Raw genomic sequence first — 17,843 nt, forward strand, 5'->3', positions numbered from 1 at the left:
CAGACCATCAAGGAGAAGAACCACATGTCCGCAGTCACCACCGAACGAAAGGGCGATATCCTCGTCATCACCGCGAACAATCCGCCGGTGAACGCGCTCGGCTTCGACGTGCGCGCCGGACTGGAAGCCGGGATCAAGGAAGCACAGGGCGACAGCACGGTAAAGGCGGTCGTGATCCGCTGCGACGGGCGCACCTTCTTCGCCGGCGCGGACATCACTGAATTCGGCAAACCATTGCAGGAGCCGGGCCTTCCCACCGTGGTCAACATGATCGAAGCGTGTGAAAAGCCGGTCATCGCCGCGGTTCACGGCACCGCGCTGGGCGGCGGGTTCGAAGTCGCGCTTGGTTGCCACTATCGCGTTGCCGTCCCCTCCGCGAAATTGGGTCTTCCCGAAGTGAAACTGGGCATCCTGCCCGGTGCGGGCGGCACGCAGCGCCTGCCGCGCCTTGCCGGAGTGGAGGTCGCGCTCGAAATGGCGACCAAGGGCAGCCCCATCTCAGCCAAACAGGCGAAGGAATATGGCATCGTCGACAAGCTGGCCGATGAAGACAGCCTGACCGACGATGCGATCGCCTTCGCGAACGACGTTGCGGACAAACGTCCCCTCCCCGTCACCAGCCAGATGACCGCCAATGCCGAAGCCGGCGTGTTCGACGCTTTTCGCAAGGCCAACGCGCGCAAATTCCGTGGCTTCGAAGCTCCCGAAGAGATCATTCAGGTCATCGAATCCACCTATGACAAACCGTTTCAAGAGGGTGCGGAGCGCGAACGCCAGAGCTTTATGAAGCTCATCATGGGAACGCAGTCGGCGGCGCAGCGCCACATCTTCTTCGCCGAACGCAAGGCGTCGAAGATCGACGATGTTCCCGACGACATTCAAAAGCGCGACATCAAACGCGTTGGCGTCATCGGCGCGGGCACGATGGGCGGCGGCATTTCGATGAACTTCCTTTCGGCGGGCATTCCCGTCACCATCGTCGAGATGAGCCAGGAAGCGCTCGACCGCGGCACTGGCGTGATGCGCAAAAATTACGAAAATACTGCGAAGAAGGGCCGGATCACCAGCGATCAGGTCGAAAAGGCGATGGGCCTGCTCACCCCGACGCTCGACTTCGACGCGCTTGGCGAATGCGACCTCATCATCGAGGCGGTGTATGAGAATATGGACGTGAAGAAGGAGATTTTCGGGCGGCTCGACAAACTTGCGAAGTCCGGTGCGATCCTCGCTTCGAACACCAGCTATCTCGACATCAACGAAATCGCCGCCAGCACCTCACGCCCCGGCGATGTGGTGGGGATGCACTTCTTCTCGCCCGCCAATGTCATGAAACTGCTTGAGGTCGTTCGCGGCGACAAGACCGATAAGGACGTGCTGGCGACCGTAATGGCGCTGGCGAAGAAAATCAGAAAAGTGGCGGTGGTCGCCGGCGTGTGCCACGGCTTTATCGGCAACCGCATGCTGATGCCGCGTCAGGTCGAAGCCAATAAGCTGCTGATGGAAGGCGCGACGCCCAGTCAGATCGACAAGGTGCATGTCGAATTCGGCATGCCGATGGGACCGTTCCAGATGGCCGACCTCGCCGGTGTCGATATCGGCTGGCACCGCGACCCCAACCGGATCGAGGACGTTCGCGACGCGCTCTGTGCAGAGGAGCGTTGGGGCCAGAAAAAGGGCGCGGGCTTTTACGACTATGACGAAAAGCGCAATCCCTCGCCTTCGCCGCGCGTGATGGAGATTATCGACGAATGGCGCGCAAAGACCGGCACACCGCAGCACGAGGTTTCGGATCAGGAAATCGTCGAGCGCACCTTGTACCCCATGGTCAATGAAGGTGCGCTGATCCTTGAAGAGGGCAAGGCGCAGCGCGCGAGCGATATCGATGTGGTCTGGATCTACGGCTATGGCTGGCCCGTCTATCGCGGCGGGCCGATGTTCTGGGCCGATACCGTCGGCCTGAAGCCAATCGTCGACGCGCTCGAAAAGCACGGCTTCACCGTGTCGAAGCTGCTGAAGGACAAGGCGGAAAAGGGCGAGAAGTTCAACTAAAATCTTCCCCGCTTGCGGGGAGGTGGGCCATGGCGCGTAGCGGCATGGTGGAGGGGGCTGGCCCCGAACGATACCGCCAGCCCCTTACCACCGGCCCAAGGCCCGCCCTCCTTCCTGCTTACCGGGAAGAATGGGAGAGAGAGATGACCGAAGACCCCGAAACCTTCCGTGAGCAGACACGCAACTGGCTGGAAGAGAATGTCCCCGCCTCGATGCGCCTGCCTCTTCGCAGCGAAAAAGACGTGAACTGGGGCGGTCGCCGCGCCGACTATTCGAAGAACCCCGATCAGAAGCTGTATATGGACCGCATGGCGAGCCGCGGCTGGACCGTGCCCGACTGGCCAAAGGAATATGGCGGTGGCGGCCTGTCGCCTGCGCAAACCAAGATCGTGCGCGAAGAAATGCGCCGGATCAATGCGCGCAATCCGCTCAACAGCTTCGGTATCTCGATGCTCGGCCCCGCGCTGCTCAAATATGGCAATGAGGAGCAGAAGCGCGAGCACCTTCCCAAGATCGCGCGCGGTGAAATCCGCTGGTGTCAGGGCTATAGCGAACCCAATGCCGGGTCCGACCTTGCGGGGCTTGCTACCTCGGCCGAAGACAAGGGCGACCATTTCCTCGTCAACGGGCAAAAGGTGTGGACCAGCTATGCCGATCAGGCGGACTGGATTTTCTGCCTCGTGCGTACCGATAAAAGCACAAAGCAGGGCGGGATCAGCTTCGTGCTGTTCGACATGGAAAGCGAAGGCGTCTCGACCAGGCCGATCCTGCTGATTTCGGGCTATTCGCCGTTCTGCGAAACCTTTTTCGACGATGTGAAGGTGCCGAAACAAAATCTGGTCGGCGACCTTAACAAGGGCTGGGACGTCGCCAAATATCTGCTGGGGCATGAGCGCGAGATGATTTCGGGCATGGGACTGTCCACCACCGGCGGCAACCCGCTGATCGATGGCGCGATCGCGACCATCGGTCTTGATGATCAGGGCCGCCTTGCTGATCCCGTTCTGCGCGCGCAGATCGCGCTGTTCGAAGTGCGCTCGAAAGCGTTCTCGGCGATGTCCGAACGCTTTATCGACGAATTGAAAGCGGGCCGCGCGCACCCTGCTCAGCCGTCGATGATGAAATATTACGGGACCGAGCTGAACAAATCGCGCCACGAACTGGTCATGGCCGGCGGTGGCTCCGATGCGCTTGAATGGGAAAGCGACCGGTCGGACAATGGCGCAAAGGCGCGCACCTGGCTTCGCACCAAGGCCAATTCGATCGAAGGCGGGACCAGTGAGATTCAGCTCAATATCATCGCCAAACGGATCCTTGAACTGCCGTCGAACTGACCGCCCTGCGCCAATATAATCCGTGCCGCAGGCACGCAGACCATCAGGGACGATGGAGAGAGAAGATGCCACTCTACCTTAACGAAGAACAGACGATGCTTGCCGACACCACAAAGGATTTTGTCGGCGAAAATGCATCGGTGAAGCACCTACGCGAACTTCGCGACAGCAACAATCCCGACGGTTTTTCGCGCGACCTGTGGAAACAGTTCGCCGAAATGGGCTTCACAGGCATCCTGATCGGTGAAGACGATGGCGGACTCGGCCTCGGCCATGTCGAAGCGGGCGTGGTGCTGGAGGAAATTGGCCGCAACCTCACCCCCTCGCCATTCCTGTCCACCGCCGTCGCCGCGGTCGAGGCGCTGAAAGGCTCGGCCCGGCGCGAACGCTGGTTCCCCGGCATCCTGTCGGGCGAAACCGTCGCCGCGATCGCGATCGATGAAAAGGCGAAGCACGGCACCGGAATCGCGATGCGCGCCGAACGTTCCGGCAACGGCTTTAAACTGTCGGGCAGCAAGCAGTTTGTCGGTCATGGCCATGTCGCTGACCTGATCCTGGTCGCCGCGCGCACTGCTGGTTCCGCCAATGATGAGGACGGCATCACGATGTTCGCGGTGCCCAAGGACGCAGCCGGGATGACCGCCGAGGCCGAACGCCTCGCCGATTCCAGCCTCGCCGCGCGCATGACGTTTGACGGGGTCGAAGTCGACGCAGACGCGGTTATCGGTGACGTCGATCGGGGAAGCGTCGCGCTCAAATCGCTGCTTGCTGCCGGACGCACCGGAGCGTCGGCCGGAATGCTCGGCGTCGGTGCTGGCGCGATGGGGTTGACGGTCGAGTATCTGAAGGAGCGCAAACAGTTCGGCACGCGCATCGGCAGCTTCCAGGCGCTTCAGCACCGCGCCGCGCATCTCTATTGCGAAATGGAGGTCGCCCGTGCCGCCGTCCTGAAGGCGCAGCAGCTTCTCGACGCTGGATCGCAAGCGGCTGACCACGCCGTATCGATTGCAAAGGCGATGACCGGACTCGCCACCACGCTGGCGGTTCAGGAAGGCATCCAGATGCATGGCGGCATCGGCATGACCGACGAATATGATATCGGTTTTTACATGAAGCGCGCGCGTGTGCTTGCGGAATTGTTCGGCGACGCCAATTATCATGCGAACCTTCTGGCCGAAGCTGCGGGATATTGATGAAGACCAACGACGCCGACGAACCGCGTTCCCCTGCCGAGCTTGTCGAGGAGCTGACCCGGCTCCTCGACGTCGAAACCATCGACACCGATCTGTATCGCGGTGGCCAACAGCCCGGTGGCGAAGGCCGCGTGTTCGGCGGGCAGGTTGTGGCGCAGGCGCTGCAATCGGCCCAGCGGTCGATTGATGGCGACAAGGTGGCGCATTCGCTACATGCCTATTTCATGCGCGCGGGTGACGAGAATTTCCCGATCATCTACCGCGTGGTGCGCGATTTCGATGGCGGTTCGTTCGCCAATCGCCGCGTGATCGCGATGCAGAAGGGCAAGCCGATCCTCAACATGATCGCATCGTTCCAGCGGCCCGAAGACGGACTGCATCACCATGATGCGATGCCCGATGTGCCTGGCCCTGACGGCCTCGCATCCGAAACGGATCTGCGCCGCAAATATGCCGACCGTATCCCCGAAGCGTTTCGTCGCATGATGCTGCGCGACCGTCCCATCGACATTCGCCCCGTCGAACCGCGCGCATGGCTTGGCGGCGCGGACGACACGCGCGATCCGAAGCAGCATTGCTGGTTCCGCCTCGCCGGCCCTACCGGCGATGATCCGGCGATGCACCGGGCGATCCTTGCCTATGCCTCCGACATGACGCTGCTTGGTACGTCGCTGCTCGCGCACGGGCTGCACTGGACATCGCACAAGTTGCAAAGCGCCAGTCTCGATCATGCGTTATGGCTGCACGAGGATTTTCGTGCCGACGAATGGCTGCTCTATTCGTGCGACAGCCCATGGACGGGCCATGCGCGCGGGTTCAACCGGGGGCAGATTTTCACTCGCGACGGGCGACTGGTCGCCAGTGTCGCGCAGGAAGGATTGATTCGCCTGCGTGACTGACGGCTTGCGTCAGTCACGATCCGCCTGAACGCGCTCAGACGCATCGGGCAGTTTGAATCGTACCCGCTCGACACAGCCGATCCGGCTCGCATCGCTTTTCGGCAGGCGCGCCTGCGACACGATTGTTTTCGCCGCATCACCGAAGACGTCAGCGGGTTCGCTCGCGATCACCTCGACATCACCGGTTTCGCCCCATGGCGCGACATCGAAGCGCACCACCGCCCAGCCTTCGATCGCGCGGCGACGAAACCCGGCCGGGAAATAGCGTTGGAGCGGCGGAAGATATTTCCAGTCGCCATAATCGGGGCAGCGCTCGCCATTGGGGCCCAACGCATCGGGAATTTCCGGCGCGACCATGATCGGCATGCTGCCCCGCCAGAAGAAATATCGGCACCCCTGATATTCCTGACCCTCGACGAACCGCCACTGCTTCATCGCTTTCTTCCCCGCCGCATCGAGCGCGCCATTCCCCGTCGATCCCATCAACGCGACGTTACGCGGCTTGCCGTCGGCGGTAACGTCGAAGGTATAGAAGCTGGCCGACAACCGTCCGGCAGGTTGCTCGATCCGGTCGAAGCGCGGATACACGCTCACCCGCCGCGCCGGACGCCTTTCGATACAGGTCGATCCCGCCGGTTCAAACGAAGGCCAGACATTGATCCCGCCAACGTTCAGACTGGGCACCGCGGCATAGCGCATCGCGTCGATTCGCGGCGCGGCGTCCGGCGAATAGGCCTGCGGAGTGAAGGTTACGGTGCAATCGGACAAGGCCTGACCGCCCGCGAAGCGCCAGGTGGCCAGCGCCGATTCGACGTCGCTCTGCGCATCCGACTTTGGCGCAAGCATGTGAATATCAAGCGGCCTGCCGCTCGCATCGACCCGGAATCCGATCGTCCGCGGTGCAAGCGCGCTGTCGCTTGCCGAGCGGATAAAGGCGCCGTTCGGCACCACCGGCTCACGCCAGACGGGGCCACTTCCCGACCGCCGCAGCGCACCGCTCCGCCGGTATAGGTGATCAGCCGTTGCCCGATGCCGCCCGGGGCGGGCGGCGGCGCGGGAACCGCGATGACAGGCGGGGCGGACTGGGGAAGCGCGATGACCATGGCATGAACTTCCACCCCATTTATGACATTGTAAAGATACGCTTCCTCACGCCGATGTCTTGCCGAATTCCTGCCGGCTCACCGGATGGCTGCTCGACAGGCCACCATCGACCGCGATCGCCTGCCCGTTGATATAGCTTGCCTCGTCAGACGCCAGGAACAGCGCGGCACGCGCAATCTCTTCGGGTTCGCCGCCGCGCCGCATCGGGTTCAGCCGTCCGATCCGGTCGATCTTCCCCACTTCGCGCGCATGGTCATAGACCGGTCGCGTCATCCCGGTTTCGATCAGGCCGGGACAGATGGCGTTCACCCGCACATTGCTGCCCGACAATTGCTGCGCTGCGGTCTGCACCAGGCTGATGACACCGGCCTTCGATGCCGAATAAGGCGGGCCACCCGCCCCCGAACGCAGCCCGGCGACGCTCGCGGTACATATGATAGCGCCCTTTCCCCGTTCGACGATTTTCGGCGCTGCATGTTTGATGGCGAGGAACGGCCCGATCAGGTTGATGCGCAGCACCTCCTCCCACAGCTCCACCGTGCAATCGAACAGGCCGGTCAGCCCGCCCGAAATGCCGGCATTGGCGTAAAAGACGTCGATTCCGCCCTGCAACTCGCACGCGACCTTAACCATCGCGGCGACATCAGCCTCCGATCCGGCATCGCCCTGAAACGCGCGTGCCGTGCCACCTGCCGCTTCGATCCTGCGCACCGTTTCGTGCACCGCATCGCTTCGATCGGCGGCGATCACCTGCGCGCCTTCGGCGGCGAAGCCAATCGCCGATGCGCGCCCGATCCCCGACCCCGCCCCGGTGACGATGATCGACTTGCCCGAAAAGCGCGTGCTCATGACAGGGTGCCGCCGTCGATCACCATCGACTGGCCGGTCATGTACGCTCCCGCGGGCGAAGCGAGGAACACGACCGCCCCGGCTATATCGTCCGGCTCGCCGATGCGCCGCAGCGGAGCCGCGTTCGACACCGCTTTTTCCTTTTCGGGGTCTTCCCACAATGCTTTCGCGAAATCGGTGCGGATGACGCCCGGCGCGATGCAGTTCACCCGGATATTGTCAGCGCCATATTCGACGGCATAGTTGCGCGCGAGCTGAAAGTCGGCGGCTTTGGAGATATTGTACGCGCCGATGACCGGCGATCCCTTCAGCCCGCCGATCGAGGAGATGATGACGACCGCGCCGTCCCTGCGCTCGCGCATTTCGGGAACCACCATCTGCACCAGCCAGTGGTTCGACAGGATATTGTTGTCGAGGATCTTGCGAAACTGGTCATCGCTGATCCCCGCCATCGGTCCGTAATAGGGATTGCTCGCCGCGTTGCAGACCAGAATGTCGATCCTGCCAAACGCTTCACGCGTGCGATCAACCAGGTTTTGCAGCGCGTCCTTGTCCGAAATATTGGCGGCGATCGCCAGCGCGCTGCCATCACCCTGCGCGGCGTTGATCGCGGTGGCGACTTCTTCGCATGCATCCTGTTTCCGGCTGGAAATCACCACCTTTGCGCCATGCGCCGCAAGCTGCTCGGCCGCCGCCCGGCCGATCCCGCGCGACGACCCGGTAACGATGGCGACCTTTCCGGTCAGATCGAACAATTTCACATCTCTCTCCCGTTCGCACCGCGCCTATGCACGGCCCGCTTTGCTTCGGTCATTCCGCCCCCGCCTTCACCGCGAAGTGCCACGATGCCTGTGCCAGTCCCGGCACACGCGCCGCCATCGCCTCGGCATCGGCGCTTGACGCATTGCCGTCGATCCAGCGTTTCTTGATCCCCTGAACGATCGCCATCAGGCGGAACATATTGTACGAAAAATACCAGTTCAGGTCGGGCACGCCGTCTCGCCCCGTCTTCTCGCAATAACGCTGCGTGATTTGCTCCAGCGTCGGGATGCCGGTTTCGCCACCGGTCATACCCGATATTCCGGCGCGCCCTTCATCGGGGGGCGTGACCCAGTTCATCGCAAGATACGCGAAATCGGCCAGCGGATCGCCCAGCGTCGACAATTCCCAGTCGAGCACCGCAAGCACGCGAGGCGAGCCTTGCGCGAAGATCATATTGTCGATCCGGTAATCGCCATGGACGATCGATGTTCGCGTCTGAGCAGGAACGGTGGCGGGCAGGAAATCGATCAGCTGCTCGACCTCGGCAATATCATCGGTCTGGCTCAACCGATACTGCCTGGTCCAGCGCGCGACCTGCCGTTCGAAATAATTGCCCGGCTTGCCGTAATCGCCAAGCCCGATCGCCTCGTAATCGATGGCATGAAGCGCGGCGAGCGTATCGACCAGCGCATCATAGCGATCACCACGGCGATCGGGCGTGTCGTCGGGCATCGCCCCGTCCCAGATCGTGCGCCCTTCGACCATTTCCATGATGTAAAAGGGTGCGCCGATAACGCCTTTGTCCTCGCACAGGCCAAGGGGCCGCGCGACGGGAAAGCCGGTGGGATGCAGTGCCGCAATCACCCGATATTCGCGCTCGACGGCATGCGCGGACGGCAGGATGTCACCGAACGGCTTTCGCCGCAGCACATAGGCGCCGCTTTTCGCGTCGATTTGATAAGTCGGATTGCTCTGCCCGCCGGAAAATTTGCGATACGTGATCGGGCCGACAAAGCCCGCCACATTCGCATCCATCCACGCGGTCAGCGCATCGCTGTCGAGGTCGTTTCCCGTCCCCTCGCCGCTCATGCGACGCCTCTCACGCAACCGGCCACGCGTCCCGTCCAGGGAAGCGCCGACGGCGACTTCGCCGGATGGATCATGGCTGCCTTCATAAGCTTCTCTTTCAAGCCTGTTATTTCGGAGGTCAGTCGCTCCGTGTCACGCTGCGTCAGCGTGCCGCAAGCTCTGCCTTCGCATCGGGATATTTACCGAATTCAGCGCGCGCGATCGCGCGGTTATGGACCTCGTCCGGGCCGTCGGCAAAGCGAAGCGTGCGCACGTTCGCCCAAGCGCTCGCCAGATCGAAATCGCCCGACACGCCGCCGCCGCCATGCGCCTGAACCGCATCGTCCAGGATTTGCAGCGCCATGGTCGGCGCCTGAACCTTGATCATCGCGATCTCGTCCCTGGCGGCCTTGTTGCCCGCCTTGTCCATCATATCGGCCGCCTTCAGGCACAATAGACGCGTCATTTCGATATCGATGCGCGCGCGCGCAATCCGCTGTTCCCAAACCGAATGATCCGCGATCCGCTTGCCGAACGCGACGCGGGACAAAAGGCGCTTCGCCATCGCCTCAATCGCGCTTTCGGCAACGCCGATGGTGCGCATGCAATGATGGATGCGTCCCGGCCCAAGCCGCCCCTGCGCGATTTCGAACCCGCGCCCTTCGCCCAGGATAACGTTTTCGGCCGGAACACGCACATTTTCCAGCACCACCTCACCATGACCGTGCGGCGCATGGTCATAGCCATAGACGCTGAGCATCCGTTCGATGCGGACCCCCGGCGCGTCGAGCGGCACCAGAATTTGGCTCTGCTGTTGATGGCGATGATTTTCGGGGTTCGTCTTGCCCATGACGATCGCGATTCGGCAGCGTGGATCGCCCACCCCGCTCGACCACCATTTGCGCCCGTTAATGACGTAATCGTCACCATCGCGAACCATCGATGTTTCGATGTTGGTGGCGTCGGAAGATGCCACCGCCGGTTCGGTCATCAGGAACGCGGAGCGGATTTCGCCGTCCATCAGCGGTTTAAGCCAGCGATCCTTTTGCACACGCGTGCCATAGCGGTGGAGGACTTCCATATTGCCGGTATCGGGTGCCGAACAGTTGAAGCATTCACTCGCCCAGCCGATCCTGCCCATCTCTTCGGCGCATAACGCATATTCGAGATTGGTGAGTTGCTCGCCCTCGAAGGTGAAGCTGTCATCCACCGGCGGCTGGCCCGAATGCGGCGGCATGAAGAAATTCCAGAGCCCTTCGGCCCTGGCTTTCGCTTTCACCTCTTCAATGACGGGAAGCACCTTCCAACGCGGCCCCTGTGCCTCCTGCGCGGCATATTCCGCGTTGCGCGGGCGTATGTTCGCGTCGATAAAGGTCTTCACGCGATCGCGAAAATATGTTTCGCGCTCGGTCAGCGTGAAATCCATAGGGGCGTCCTCTCACTTTTCCGCTTTCGTCCGGCAACCGGTGTAGAGCGTACCCGATCTTCGGTAAAGCGATTCCACCGCAAAATTGTCGTTACGTACTGCGCGCAATCGCTTGCCTTTGCGTATTCAGGCGGTAACACTGATTCTTCGAATTTACGGATGCTGGACTTTTATTACATGGCGTCGACCGCAGACGATAGCGACCAGGGCACCGCCCGCTTTCAAGCAAAGCGCGAGGCGATCCTTGCCGCCGCGGCGGAGGTGATCAACGAACAGTCGGCAAAGGGAATGACCTTTGCCGATGTGGCGCGCCGGGTCGGGCTGAACACCACCAGCGTCACCTATTATTTCAAACGCAAGGAAGACCTTGCCACCGCCTGCTTCTCGCACACGCTCGACTATCTGCAATCGATGCTGGAAAGCGCGCATGAAGAGGCAACGCCGCAAGCGCGGGTGGCAAAGCTGGTCCGCCTCAACATGGCGCGGCTGACCCGAATCGAATCGGGTGAGGAGCGTGATTTCGCGATCCTTTCCGATCTTCGCGCCACCGATGGCGAAGCCAAGAAATTCCTGCTGTCGAAATGGCGCGAAACCTTTCGCATGACCCGCGACCTGTGGGGCGCCAATCCCGGCCGCGCGCAAAAGGATCTGGCGGGGGCACGCGCGCACGTCCTGCTCGAAAACCTGTTCTGGACCCCCATTTGGCTGCGTCGATACGCGGCCGAGCAATATGGCCGGGTGGAGGAGCGGTTCATGGACGTGTTCCAAACCGGCCTTGCCCCGCGCGACGCGCCATGGTCCCCCGAACTGCTGGAAATCGCCTATTGGGAGCCGCAGCCGGGGCGCGAATCATTTTTGCTGGCCGCCACCCGGCTGATCAACGAACTTGGCTATCGCGGCGCGTCGGTGCAGCGGATCGCGTCCGAACTGAAGGTGACGAAGGGCAGTTTCTACCATCATCTCGATGCCAAGGATGATCTGGTCATCCAATGCTATCATCGCAGCTTCGAAGCGATCACTACCGCGCAGCGCGAGGCGGACAGCGCGGGCGGCGACCATTGGCACCGCCTGACCGGCACCATCGCGACGCTGCTCGACATGCAATTTTCCGAACGCATGCCGTTGCTGCGCACCACCGCGCTGCACGGCCTGCCGAATACGGTGCGGCTCGCCATGGTCGATGAATCGAACCGGATCGCGCGCCGCTTCGCCGGAACGATCAGCGACGGCATCGCCGAAGGTTCGATCCGCGCGGTCGATCCGCTGGTCGCCAGCCAGATGCTGATGTCGATCCTGAACGCCGCGTTCGACATGCACAAATGGGCGGCCACCATGCCGCGCCGCCGTGCGATCGCAATGTACGCATCGACCATATTGTTCGGCATGTTCGACGATAGGATGCTCGACGCCTGAGCAGCGCGGGACACATCCTGACCACCGCGCGATTGCGCTCCAAACGAAAAACGGGGCGCCGAACGACGCCCCGCCTTCCATGCTCGCCAAGGGGACTGGCGCAACCGGTCAGAATTTGCCCCGCACGGTGATGCCATAGGTGCGCGGTTCGGCAAGAAACGCCGAATAGGTCTGCTGCGACGCCACGAACGGCGTATTGAACGCGACCTGGGTATATTGGGTGTCGGTCAGGTTCTGCGCCCAACCCTCGATCGACCACCGTTCGTCGGGCCCGCGGATACCGATCCGCGCATTGACCACGACATAGCTGTCCTGTTCCTTGCCATATAGCAGGTCGGACCCGGTGTTGTAATCGTCCACCATGCGGGCATTGACGTAGACCAGCCCCGACAGTCCGCTATTGCCGATCGGCGGGGTATAGGAAACCGACGTCGTACCCACCCATTCGGGCGCGTTCGACACATTGTCGCCGGGCAGCAGCCGCAGCGACGGGTCGAGCGGCGTTCCGCTGTCGTCGCCGATCAGGTCGTGGCGATATTTGGTGTCGGAATAGGTGATGCCCATCGTCATGTTGACGTAGCGCACGGGATTTAGCGACGCTTCGAATTCCACCCCTTGCGCGATCACACCCGCCTGCACATTGTCGGGATCGCACGCGCCGGTGCTGGCGTCGGCATCGGTGTCGGCACCGTTCAGATCGGTCGAACAGCTGTTGACGTTCTGAACGACATAGACCGATCCGTTAAAGGTATTGAGCTGGAAATTGCTGAATTCCTGCCGGTATACGGTCAGTCCGGCGGAAAAATTCTGCGTCGCATATTTGGCGCCGAGTTCGTAGGCGTTCACGGTTTCCGCGCCGAATTGCAGATTCGCCGTGCTACCCGCAACGATCGGCCCCAGCAGCACCCCGGTCGCGCTGGTCCCGGTGAGCGAGGATTTGTCGAGGTTGAACCCGCCCGCCTTGTACCCGCGCGAATAGCTGGCATAGACCATCAATTCGTCGATCGGTTTGTAGGACAGGATCGCGGTGCCGGTAAATTCGTCTTCGTCCCGGCTGTCGTCCAGCGTCACACCATTGAGTTCGGCGGTCGAATTGCCCTGGCACGAAAGCGAGATAATCCCGCCGGCGAGCGATGCCAGCGGCGTTGCGAGAAGCGAAGAAAGCAGCTGGCGGTTCGCGGGGCAGATGGTGTTGTCGTTCTGGAACGACGCATCGAAATCCTTCGTCTCGTTGGTGTAGCGCAGCCCAAGCGTCAGATCGAGCTTGTCGGTGACATGCACGATATTATGCGTGAAAAACGCGAAGCTCTCGCTGTTCTGGTTATACACGTCGACGATATTGCCCATGTCGTTGAGCTGGGCGAGGTTATCGAGACCGGCGAAGATCAACGGCGTCGCCGCGCCGAACGCTCCCGCCCCGCCGTTCGCGGCGAGCAGCGCGCCGCGGCCGAACGCGCTCAGACAGCCGGTGCTGGCCGGGGACGCAAGCGCGGGATTGATGGCGTTGACCACCCGGCACGGCGCGAACGCGCCATATTGCGTACCGAAGCGCAGATTGTCGCGAACCTGAAGGTCTTCATTGGCGTAAAAGCCACCCACAAGCCAGTCGACCCGATCGTTGAACAGCGATCCTTGCAGGCGCAGTTCCTGCGTGAAGGTGTGGAATTCGCGCGCCAGCCCGTTCTTGTTCGCCGCGCGGTACAGGATATCGACCTGCGTGTAATCGGTGTCCGATCCCTGATAGTTGGAATATTCGCGATAGGCGGTGATCGACGTCAGCTTGACGTCGCCAAGCTGGATATCCCCCTCCAGCGACACCCCGTAATCTTCCGTCCGACCGGCAAAAGAGCGGCCCGGCGTCATATAGATATCGCGATCATAGGTGCTTTGCGTCAGCGCGCGCGGGTCCTGTCCCAGCGCCAGCAAGACCGGCACGATCGGGTTCGATGTGCTGGTCAGCGCATCGGATCCCGCTTCGGGCCGGTTATACGGGTCAAGGCCGGGGCTGATCCGCGCGAGCTGCGCCGCTTCCGGCTGAACGAAGGTCGCCGCGCAGCAGGATTCGCTTTTCTTCGAATAGTCGCCGATCAGGCGCAGCGTCAGGTCGGCATTGGGTTCGTACAGCAGCTGACCGCGCACCAGATATCGGTCGCGATCGTTGATGTCGGTATCGTTGACCACATCCTTGTAGAACCCGTCGCGCTTCACATAGACGCCGTCGATCCGCGCTGCGAGCGAGTCGGTAATCGGCGCATTGATGCCCGCATCGGCGCGCATATAATCGTAATTGCCATAGGAGAACGCGCCATAACCGGAAAATTTGAACTCCGGCGGCGCGGTGAAAATGCTGATAAGACCGGCAGAGGAGTTGCGCCCGCCCAGCGTTCCCTGCGGTCCGCGAAGGATTTCAACCCGCTCGATCGGTCCCAGCTCGCCCAGCGCGTTGCCGCTGCGCGACCGGTAGACATTGTCGATGAACACCGCGACCGAACTTTCCAGCCCCGGATTGTCGCCGACGGTGCCGATGCCGCGAATACGCGCCGATCCGTTCGCTTCGTTGCCGGTCGACGAAACCAGCAGCGACGGCGCAAGCTGATTCAGTTCGCGAATATCGGTCGCGCCCGATTTTTCCAGGCTGTCCGCAGTTACGGCCGAAATGGCGACAGGAACATCGGCAAGTACCTGCGCGCGCCCCTGTGCGGTGACGACGATCTCATTTTCAGCGCTTACTCCGGCCTGCGGCGTCGCCGGAGCGCCGGGCTCATCCTGCGTGGTAGCTGCTGCATCGGTGTCCTGAGCGGCCGCGGGCGATGCCAGCGACAATATCAGTGCGGGCACCGCGCAAGCGACAAGAAGGTGTCTCTTGGTCATTTTCCTCTCCCATCCGATTGGAGCGCTTTCGGCCCCATACCGTAGACTCGAATACAGCCATTATAAGAATGAGCCGTCAAGCAGAGTTATAGTTTCAAAATACTACTTATCAGTGATATTTGGCCGGAATTCACCGCCTCTCACCGTTCGGGATTTCCATAAACCGGAATTTGGAAACGACGTTTCGCCACCTTCCCTTCCACTCTGCTAACGGCTCATTTCCGGCCGTTGCGATGCACGTCGCCGATCTATCCGGCTGCACAACGCTACGCTTGCGCCGTCCGGACCGGCGATGCATCGGGCAGAAGCATCCATTTTCGAAGCTATAGTATGGACGGCGTTCATCCGGTCGCGCCAAGTGATAAAAATTTCGCCTTGCGGGCCGCGCGTCGCCGACCCACCTCGCTCGGCACGACACTGGACGCGAAGAGGCACCCATGATCGATCTTCATTACTGGCCCACCCCGAACGGCCACAAAATCACGATTTTTCTTGAAGAAGCCGGGCTCGACTATCGGATAAAACCGGTAAATATCGGCGAGGGCGAACAGTTCGCACCCGATTTCCTGAAAATCGCTCCGAACAATCGCATGCCAGCCATTGTCGATTATTCCCCCACCGGCGGCGATCCGATTGCGATTTTCGAATCCGGCGCGATCCTGATGTATCTCGGCGAAAAGACGGGGCGGTTTCTGCCGGTCGATCCGCACCCGCGGTACGACGTCATCCAGTGGCTGATGTGGCAGATGGGCGGACTTGGTCCGATGGCGGGACAGAACCACCATTTTTCGCGCTACGCACCAGAGAAACTGCCCTATGCGATCGACCGCTATGTCAGGGAAACCAACCGGCTTTACGGCGTGCTCGACCGGCAACTCACTGGAAAAGAGTATATCACCGGCGAATATTCGATCGCCGACATGGCGGCCTATCCCTGGATCGTACCACACGAAGCGCAAGGACAGGACCTAGCCGATTTTCCGGCGCTGAAGTCTTGGTTCCATCGCATGGCGACCCGCCCCGCCGTCGAGCGCGCCTATGCCAGGGGCGAAGAAATCCGCCCCGCCTCGCAGAATGAGATGACCGAAGCGCAAAAGAAGATTCTTTTCGGGCAAGGCGCACCCCGGGCCAGATAAGCCGAATTTTCTAGGCGGGGGCCGTTCGGCACGCTGGATATTCGCTGTTTTCGAATATACCGTATGGAAACTGCCCGCCTTGCTGCCATCGTGGGTTTATGCACTAGCCGGAAAGAGGCGCAATGACCCCGCTCGCAGATATTCTTGCAGCCGCCACCCGCAAGGATGGAGGGCTTGCGGTGGATATACCCGCCGACTGGATGCAGGGGCGCACCGCATATGGTGGCATTTCGACTGCAATCGCGCTTCACGGCGCGATGGGGATTGAAAGCGACTTGCCGCCCCTGCGATCTGCGCAGATATCGTTTATCGGCCCGCTGGCGGGCACCGTGCGGATATCGGCGACGAAGCTTCGTCGCGGACGCAACGCGGCTTTTATCCAATCGGACGTTACCGGCGCAGGGGGTCTTGGCCTGCGCGCGACCTTCGTTTTCATGAACGCGATCGCATCGCGCATCGCGCATGACGCCACGCCCCCCGCCCCGGTCGCGCCGCCGCCCGATGACGCTGAGTTATTCACCGGCCCTGAAAACCATTTCACCGGTAATTTCGATTTTTTCGATTCCGGTGGGGAGGCAGGCGATGCCGAATGGCTTCGCTGGGGACGGCTGCGCGCGCGCGACGGGCTTCATCCGATGGTCGAACTGATGGCGATCGCCGATGCCCTGCCGCCCGCCGCCTATACGCTGATGGAGGGCAGCGCGCCGCTCAGTTCGCTCAGTTGGATCGTGAACCTGCTCGATACTGCGCCCAATACGGATAACGGGTGGTGGCTGCTTCGGGCCGAAACCGATCGCGCGCGCGACGGCTATTCCAGCCAGCGCATGACGATCTGGAACGCGCGCGGCGAAAAGGTCGCCGAAGGGATGCAAGGCGTCGCGATTTTCGGTTGATCGCGGACGCTTGGCCGATTTTGCCGCGCTGGGACAATTTGCGACAATTTCCCGCGCTGGTGACAAAGATGCGAGACACGCACCCTCCATAACGGTCAGCGTTCGGGGGACGATATGTTCTCCCGCCACAACCGAAAGGACGAATGAAAGATGAAGAAGGTCTTCCTGGCCGCGGCGCTTGCGGCCACCTCGATCAGCGGCGTCGCCTTTGCGGCGGCGCAGGATGCTCCCGCCATGCAGGGCAAGAAGCATTTCGGCCCCGACGCCAATCAGGACGGCATCGTCACCCGTCAGGAAGCGATCGCCGCTTCCGACGCGATGTTCGCCCGGATGGATACGAACCATGACGGCCAGCTTTCCGCCGACGAACTGAAGATGGGCCGCCATCACCGCGGCGGACGCCATCATCGGATGGACCCGGAACGCAAAAAGGCGATGATGGAAAAGTTCGACACCAATAAGGACGGTCAACTTTCCGATGCCGAGAAACAGGCCGCGCGCGCTGCCATGAAGGAACATCGCCAGGCGCGCAACGGCGATCGCAAGGGGCCGGAGGGTCGTCCCGACAAGGGTCAGCGCCAGGCGCGCATGATGGCACGGGTCGATACCGACAAGAACGGGTCGATCAGCCAGGCTGAATTCCGCGCCGCCGCCATGCAACGCTTTGCAAAGGCCGACGCCAATAATGACGGCCGCATCGACAAGGCGGAGCGCGAGGCGATACATGCGAAGATGAAGGAACGTCGTGGCCATGGGCTGGACCGGCGCGGCGACGGCCCACCGCCGGCAGAGCGCCCCGACGCGAACTGATCCGTCATAACTCCGATGGCGCCGGGCGTTCACCAA

Annotated in this window: 14 protein-coding genes; 8 read left to right on the top strand and 6 right to left on the bottom strand. The window is 61.7% G+C overall.

Annotated elements, in window-relative coordinates; all coding sequences use genetic code 11:
- The first annotated feature begins 24 nt into the window (after positions 1-24).
- The 4 genes from KY084_RS00660 to KY084_RS00675 all read left to right on the top strand — a co-directional run bounded on the left by KY084_RS00660 (position 25) and on the right by KY084_RS00675 (position 5,475).
- Entirely contained in the window at positions 25-2,049 is a 2,025-nt protein-coding gene (locus KY084_RS00660) for a 3-hydroxyacyl-CoA dehydrogenase NAD-binding domain-containing protein (RefSeq protein WP_219236506.1), read from the top strand.
- Between the two features lie 143 nt (positions 2,050-2,192).
- A complete protein-coding gene (locus KY084_RS00665; RefSeq protein ID WP_219236507.1) occupies positions 2,193-3,383 on the top strand; it encodes an acyl-CoA dehydrogenase family protein in 1,191 nt (396 codons plus the stop codon).
- Positions 3,384-3,448: 65 nt separating this feature from the next.
- Positions 3,449-4,576: an acyl-CoA dehydrogenase family protein gene (locus tag KY084_RS00670; protein ID WP_219236508.1), complete on the top strand. Its 1,128-nt coding sequence runs from the start codon at positions 3,449-3,451 to the stop codon at positions 4,574-4,576.
- Positions 4,576-5,475, top strand: a complete 900-nt coding sequence (locus tag KY084_RS00675; protein WP_219236509.1) for an acyl-CoA thioesterase — start codon at positions 4,576-4,578, stop codon at positions 5,473-5,475. Before KY084_RS00670 ends, KY084_RS00675 begins: the two co-directional genes overlap by 1 nt.
- Before the next feature lie 9 nt (positions 5,476-5,484).
- On the opposite strand, the gene KY084_RS16650 is transcribed toward KY084_RS00675, so the two are convergent.
- The 5 genes from KY084_RS16650 to KY084_RS00700 all read right to left on the bottom strand — a co-directional run bounded on the left by KY084_RS16650 (position 5,485) and on the right by KY084_RS00700 (position 10,684).
- Complete coding sequence (locus KY084_RS16650; protein ID WP_219236510.1) at positions 5,485-6,426, bottom strand: energy transducer TonB; 942 nt, start codon at positions 6,424-6,426, stop codon at positions 5,485-5,487.
- 198 nt (positions 6,427-6,624) lie between these two features.
- Complete coding sequence (locus KY084_RS00685) at positions 6,625-7,428, bottom strand: SDR family NAD(P)-dependent oxidoreductase (RefSeq protein ID WP_219236511.1); 804 nt, start codon at positions 7,426-7,428, stop codon at positions 6,625-6,627.
- Entirely contained in the window at positions 7,425-8,189 is a 765-nt protein-coding gene (locus KY084_RS00690; RefSeq protein ID WP_219236512.1) for an SDR family oxidoreductase, read from the bottom strand. Before KY084_RS00690 ends, KY084_RS00685 begins: the two co-directional genes overlap by 4 nt.
- 49 nt (positions 8,190-8,238) lie before the next feature.
- Entirely contained in the window at positions 8,239-9,279 is a 1,041-nt protein-coding gene (locus KY084_RS00695; protein WP_219236513.1) for a phosphotransferase family protein, read from the bottom strand.
- Positions 9,280-9,421: 142 nt separating this feature from the next.
- Positions 9,422-10,684 carry an acyl-CoA dehydrogenase family protein gene (locus KY084_RS00700; RefSeq protein WP_219236514.1) on the bottom strand — a complete coding sequence of 421 codons (1,263 nt, stop codon included), beginning with the start codon at positions 10,682-10,684 and terminating at the stop codon, positions 9,422-9,424.
- 177 nt (positions 10,685-10,861) lie between these two features.
- On the opposite strand from KY084_RS00700, the gene KY084_RS00705 reads away from it, so the two are divergent.
- Complete coding sequence (locus KY084_RS00705) at positions 10,862-12,097, top strand: TetR/AcrR family transcriptional regulator (protein WP_219236515.1); 1,236 nt, start codon at positions 10,862-10,864, stop codon at positions 12,095-12,097.
- 108 nt (positions 12,098-12,205) lie between these two features.
- Here the strand turns inward: KY084_RS00705 and KY084_RS00710 are convergent, their stop codons facing one another.
- Entirely contained in the window at positions 12,206-14,968 is a 2,763-nt protein-coding gene (locus KY084_RS00710) for a TonB-dependent receptor (RefSeq protein WP_219236516.1), read from the bottom strand.
- 437 nt (positions 14,969-15,405) lie between these two features.
- On the opposite strand from KY084_RS00710, the gene KY084_RS00715 reads away from it, so the two are divergent.
- The 3 genes from KY084_RS00715 (at position 15,406) to KY084_RS00725 (ending at position 17,807) form a co-directional block, all read left to right on the top strand.
- The gene (locus KY084_RS00715; protein WP_219236517.1) at positions 15,406-16,104 is read left to right on the top strand and encodes a glutathione binding-like protein; all 699 of its coding nucleotides are present in this window, start codon (positions 15,406-15,408) and stop codon (positions 16,102-16,104) included.
- 122 nt (positions 16,105-16,226) lie between these two features.
- Positions 16,227-16,997, top strand: a complete 771-nt coding sequence (locus tag KY084_RS00720) for a thioesterase family protein (protein WP_219236518.1) — start codon at positions 16,227-16,229, stop codon at positions 16,995-16,997.
- Positions 16,998-17,147: 150 nt separating this feature from the next.
- Positions 17,148-17,807, top strand: coding sequence for an EF-hand domain-containing protein (locus tag KY084_RS00725; RefSeq protein ID WP_219236519.1), 660 nt, complete (start codon positions 17,148-17,150; stop codon positions 17,805-17,807).
- The last annotated feature ends 36 nt before the right edge of the window (positions 17,808-17,843 follow it).

Source organism: Stakelama flava (assembly GCF_019351405.1).
Lineage (GTDB): Bacteria > Pseudomonadota > Alphaproteobacteria > Sphingomonadales > Sphingomonadaceae > Sphingomonas > Sphingomonas flava_A.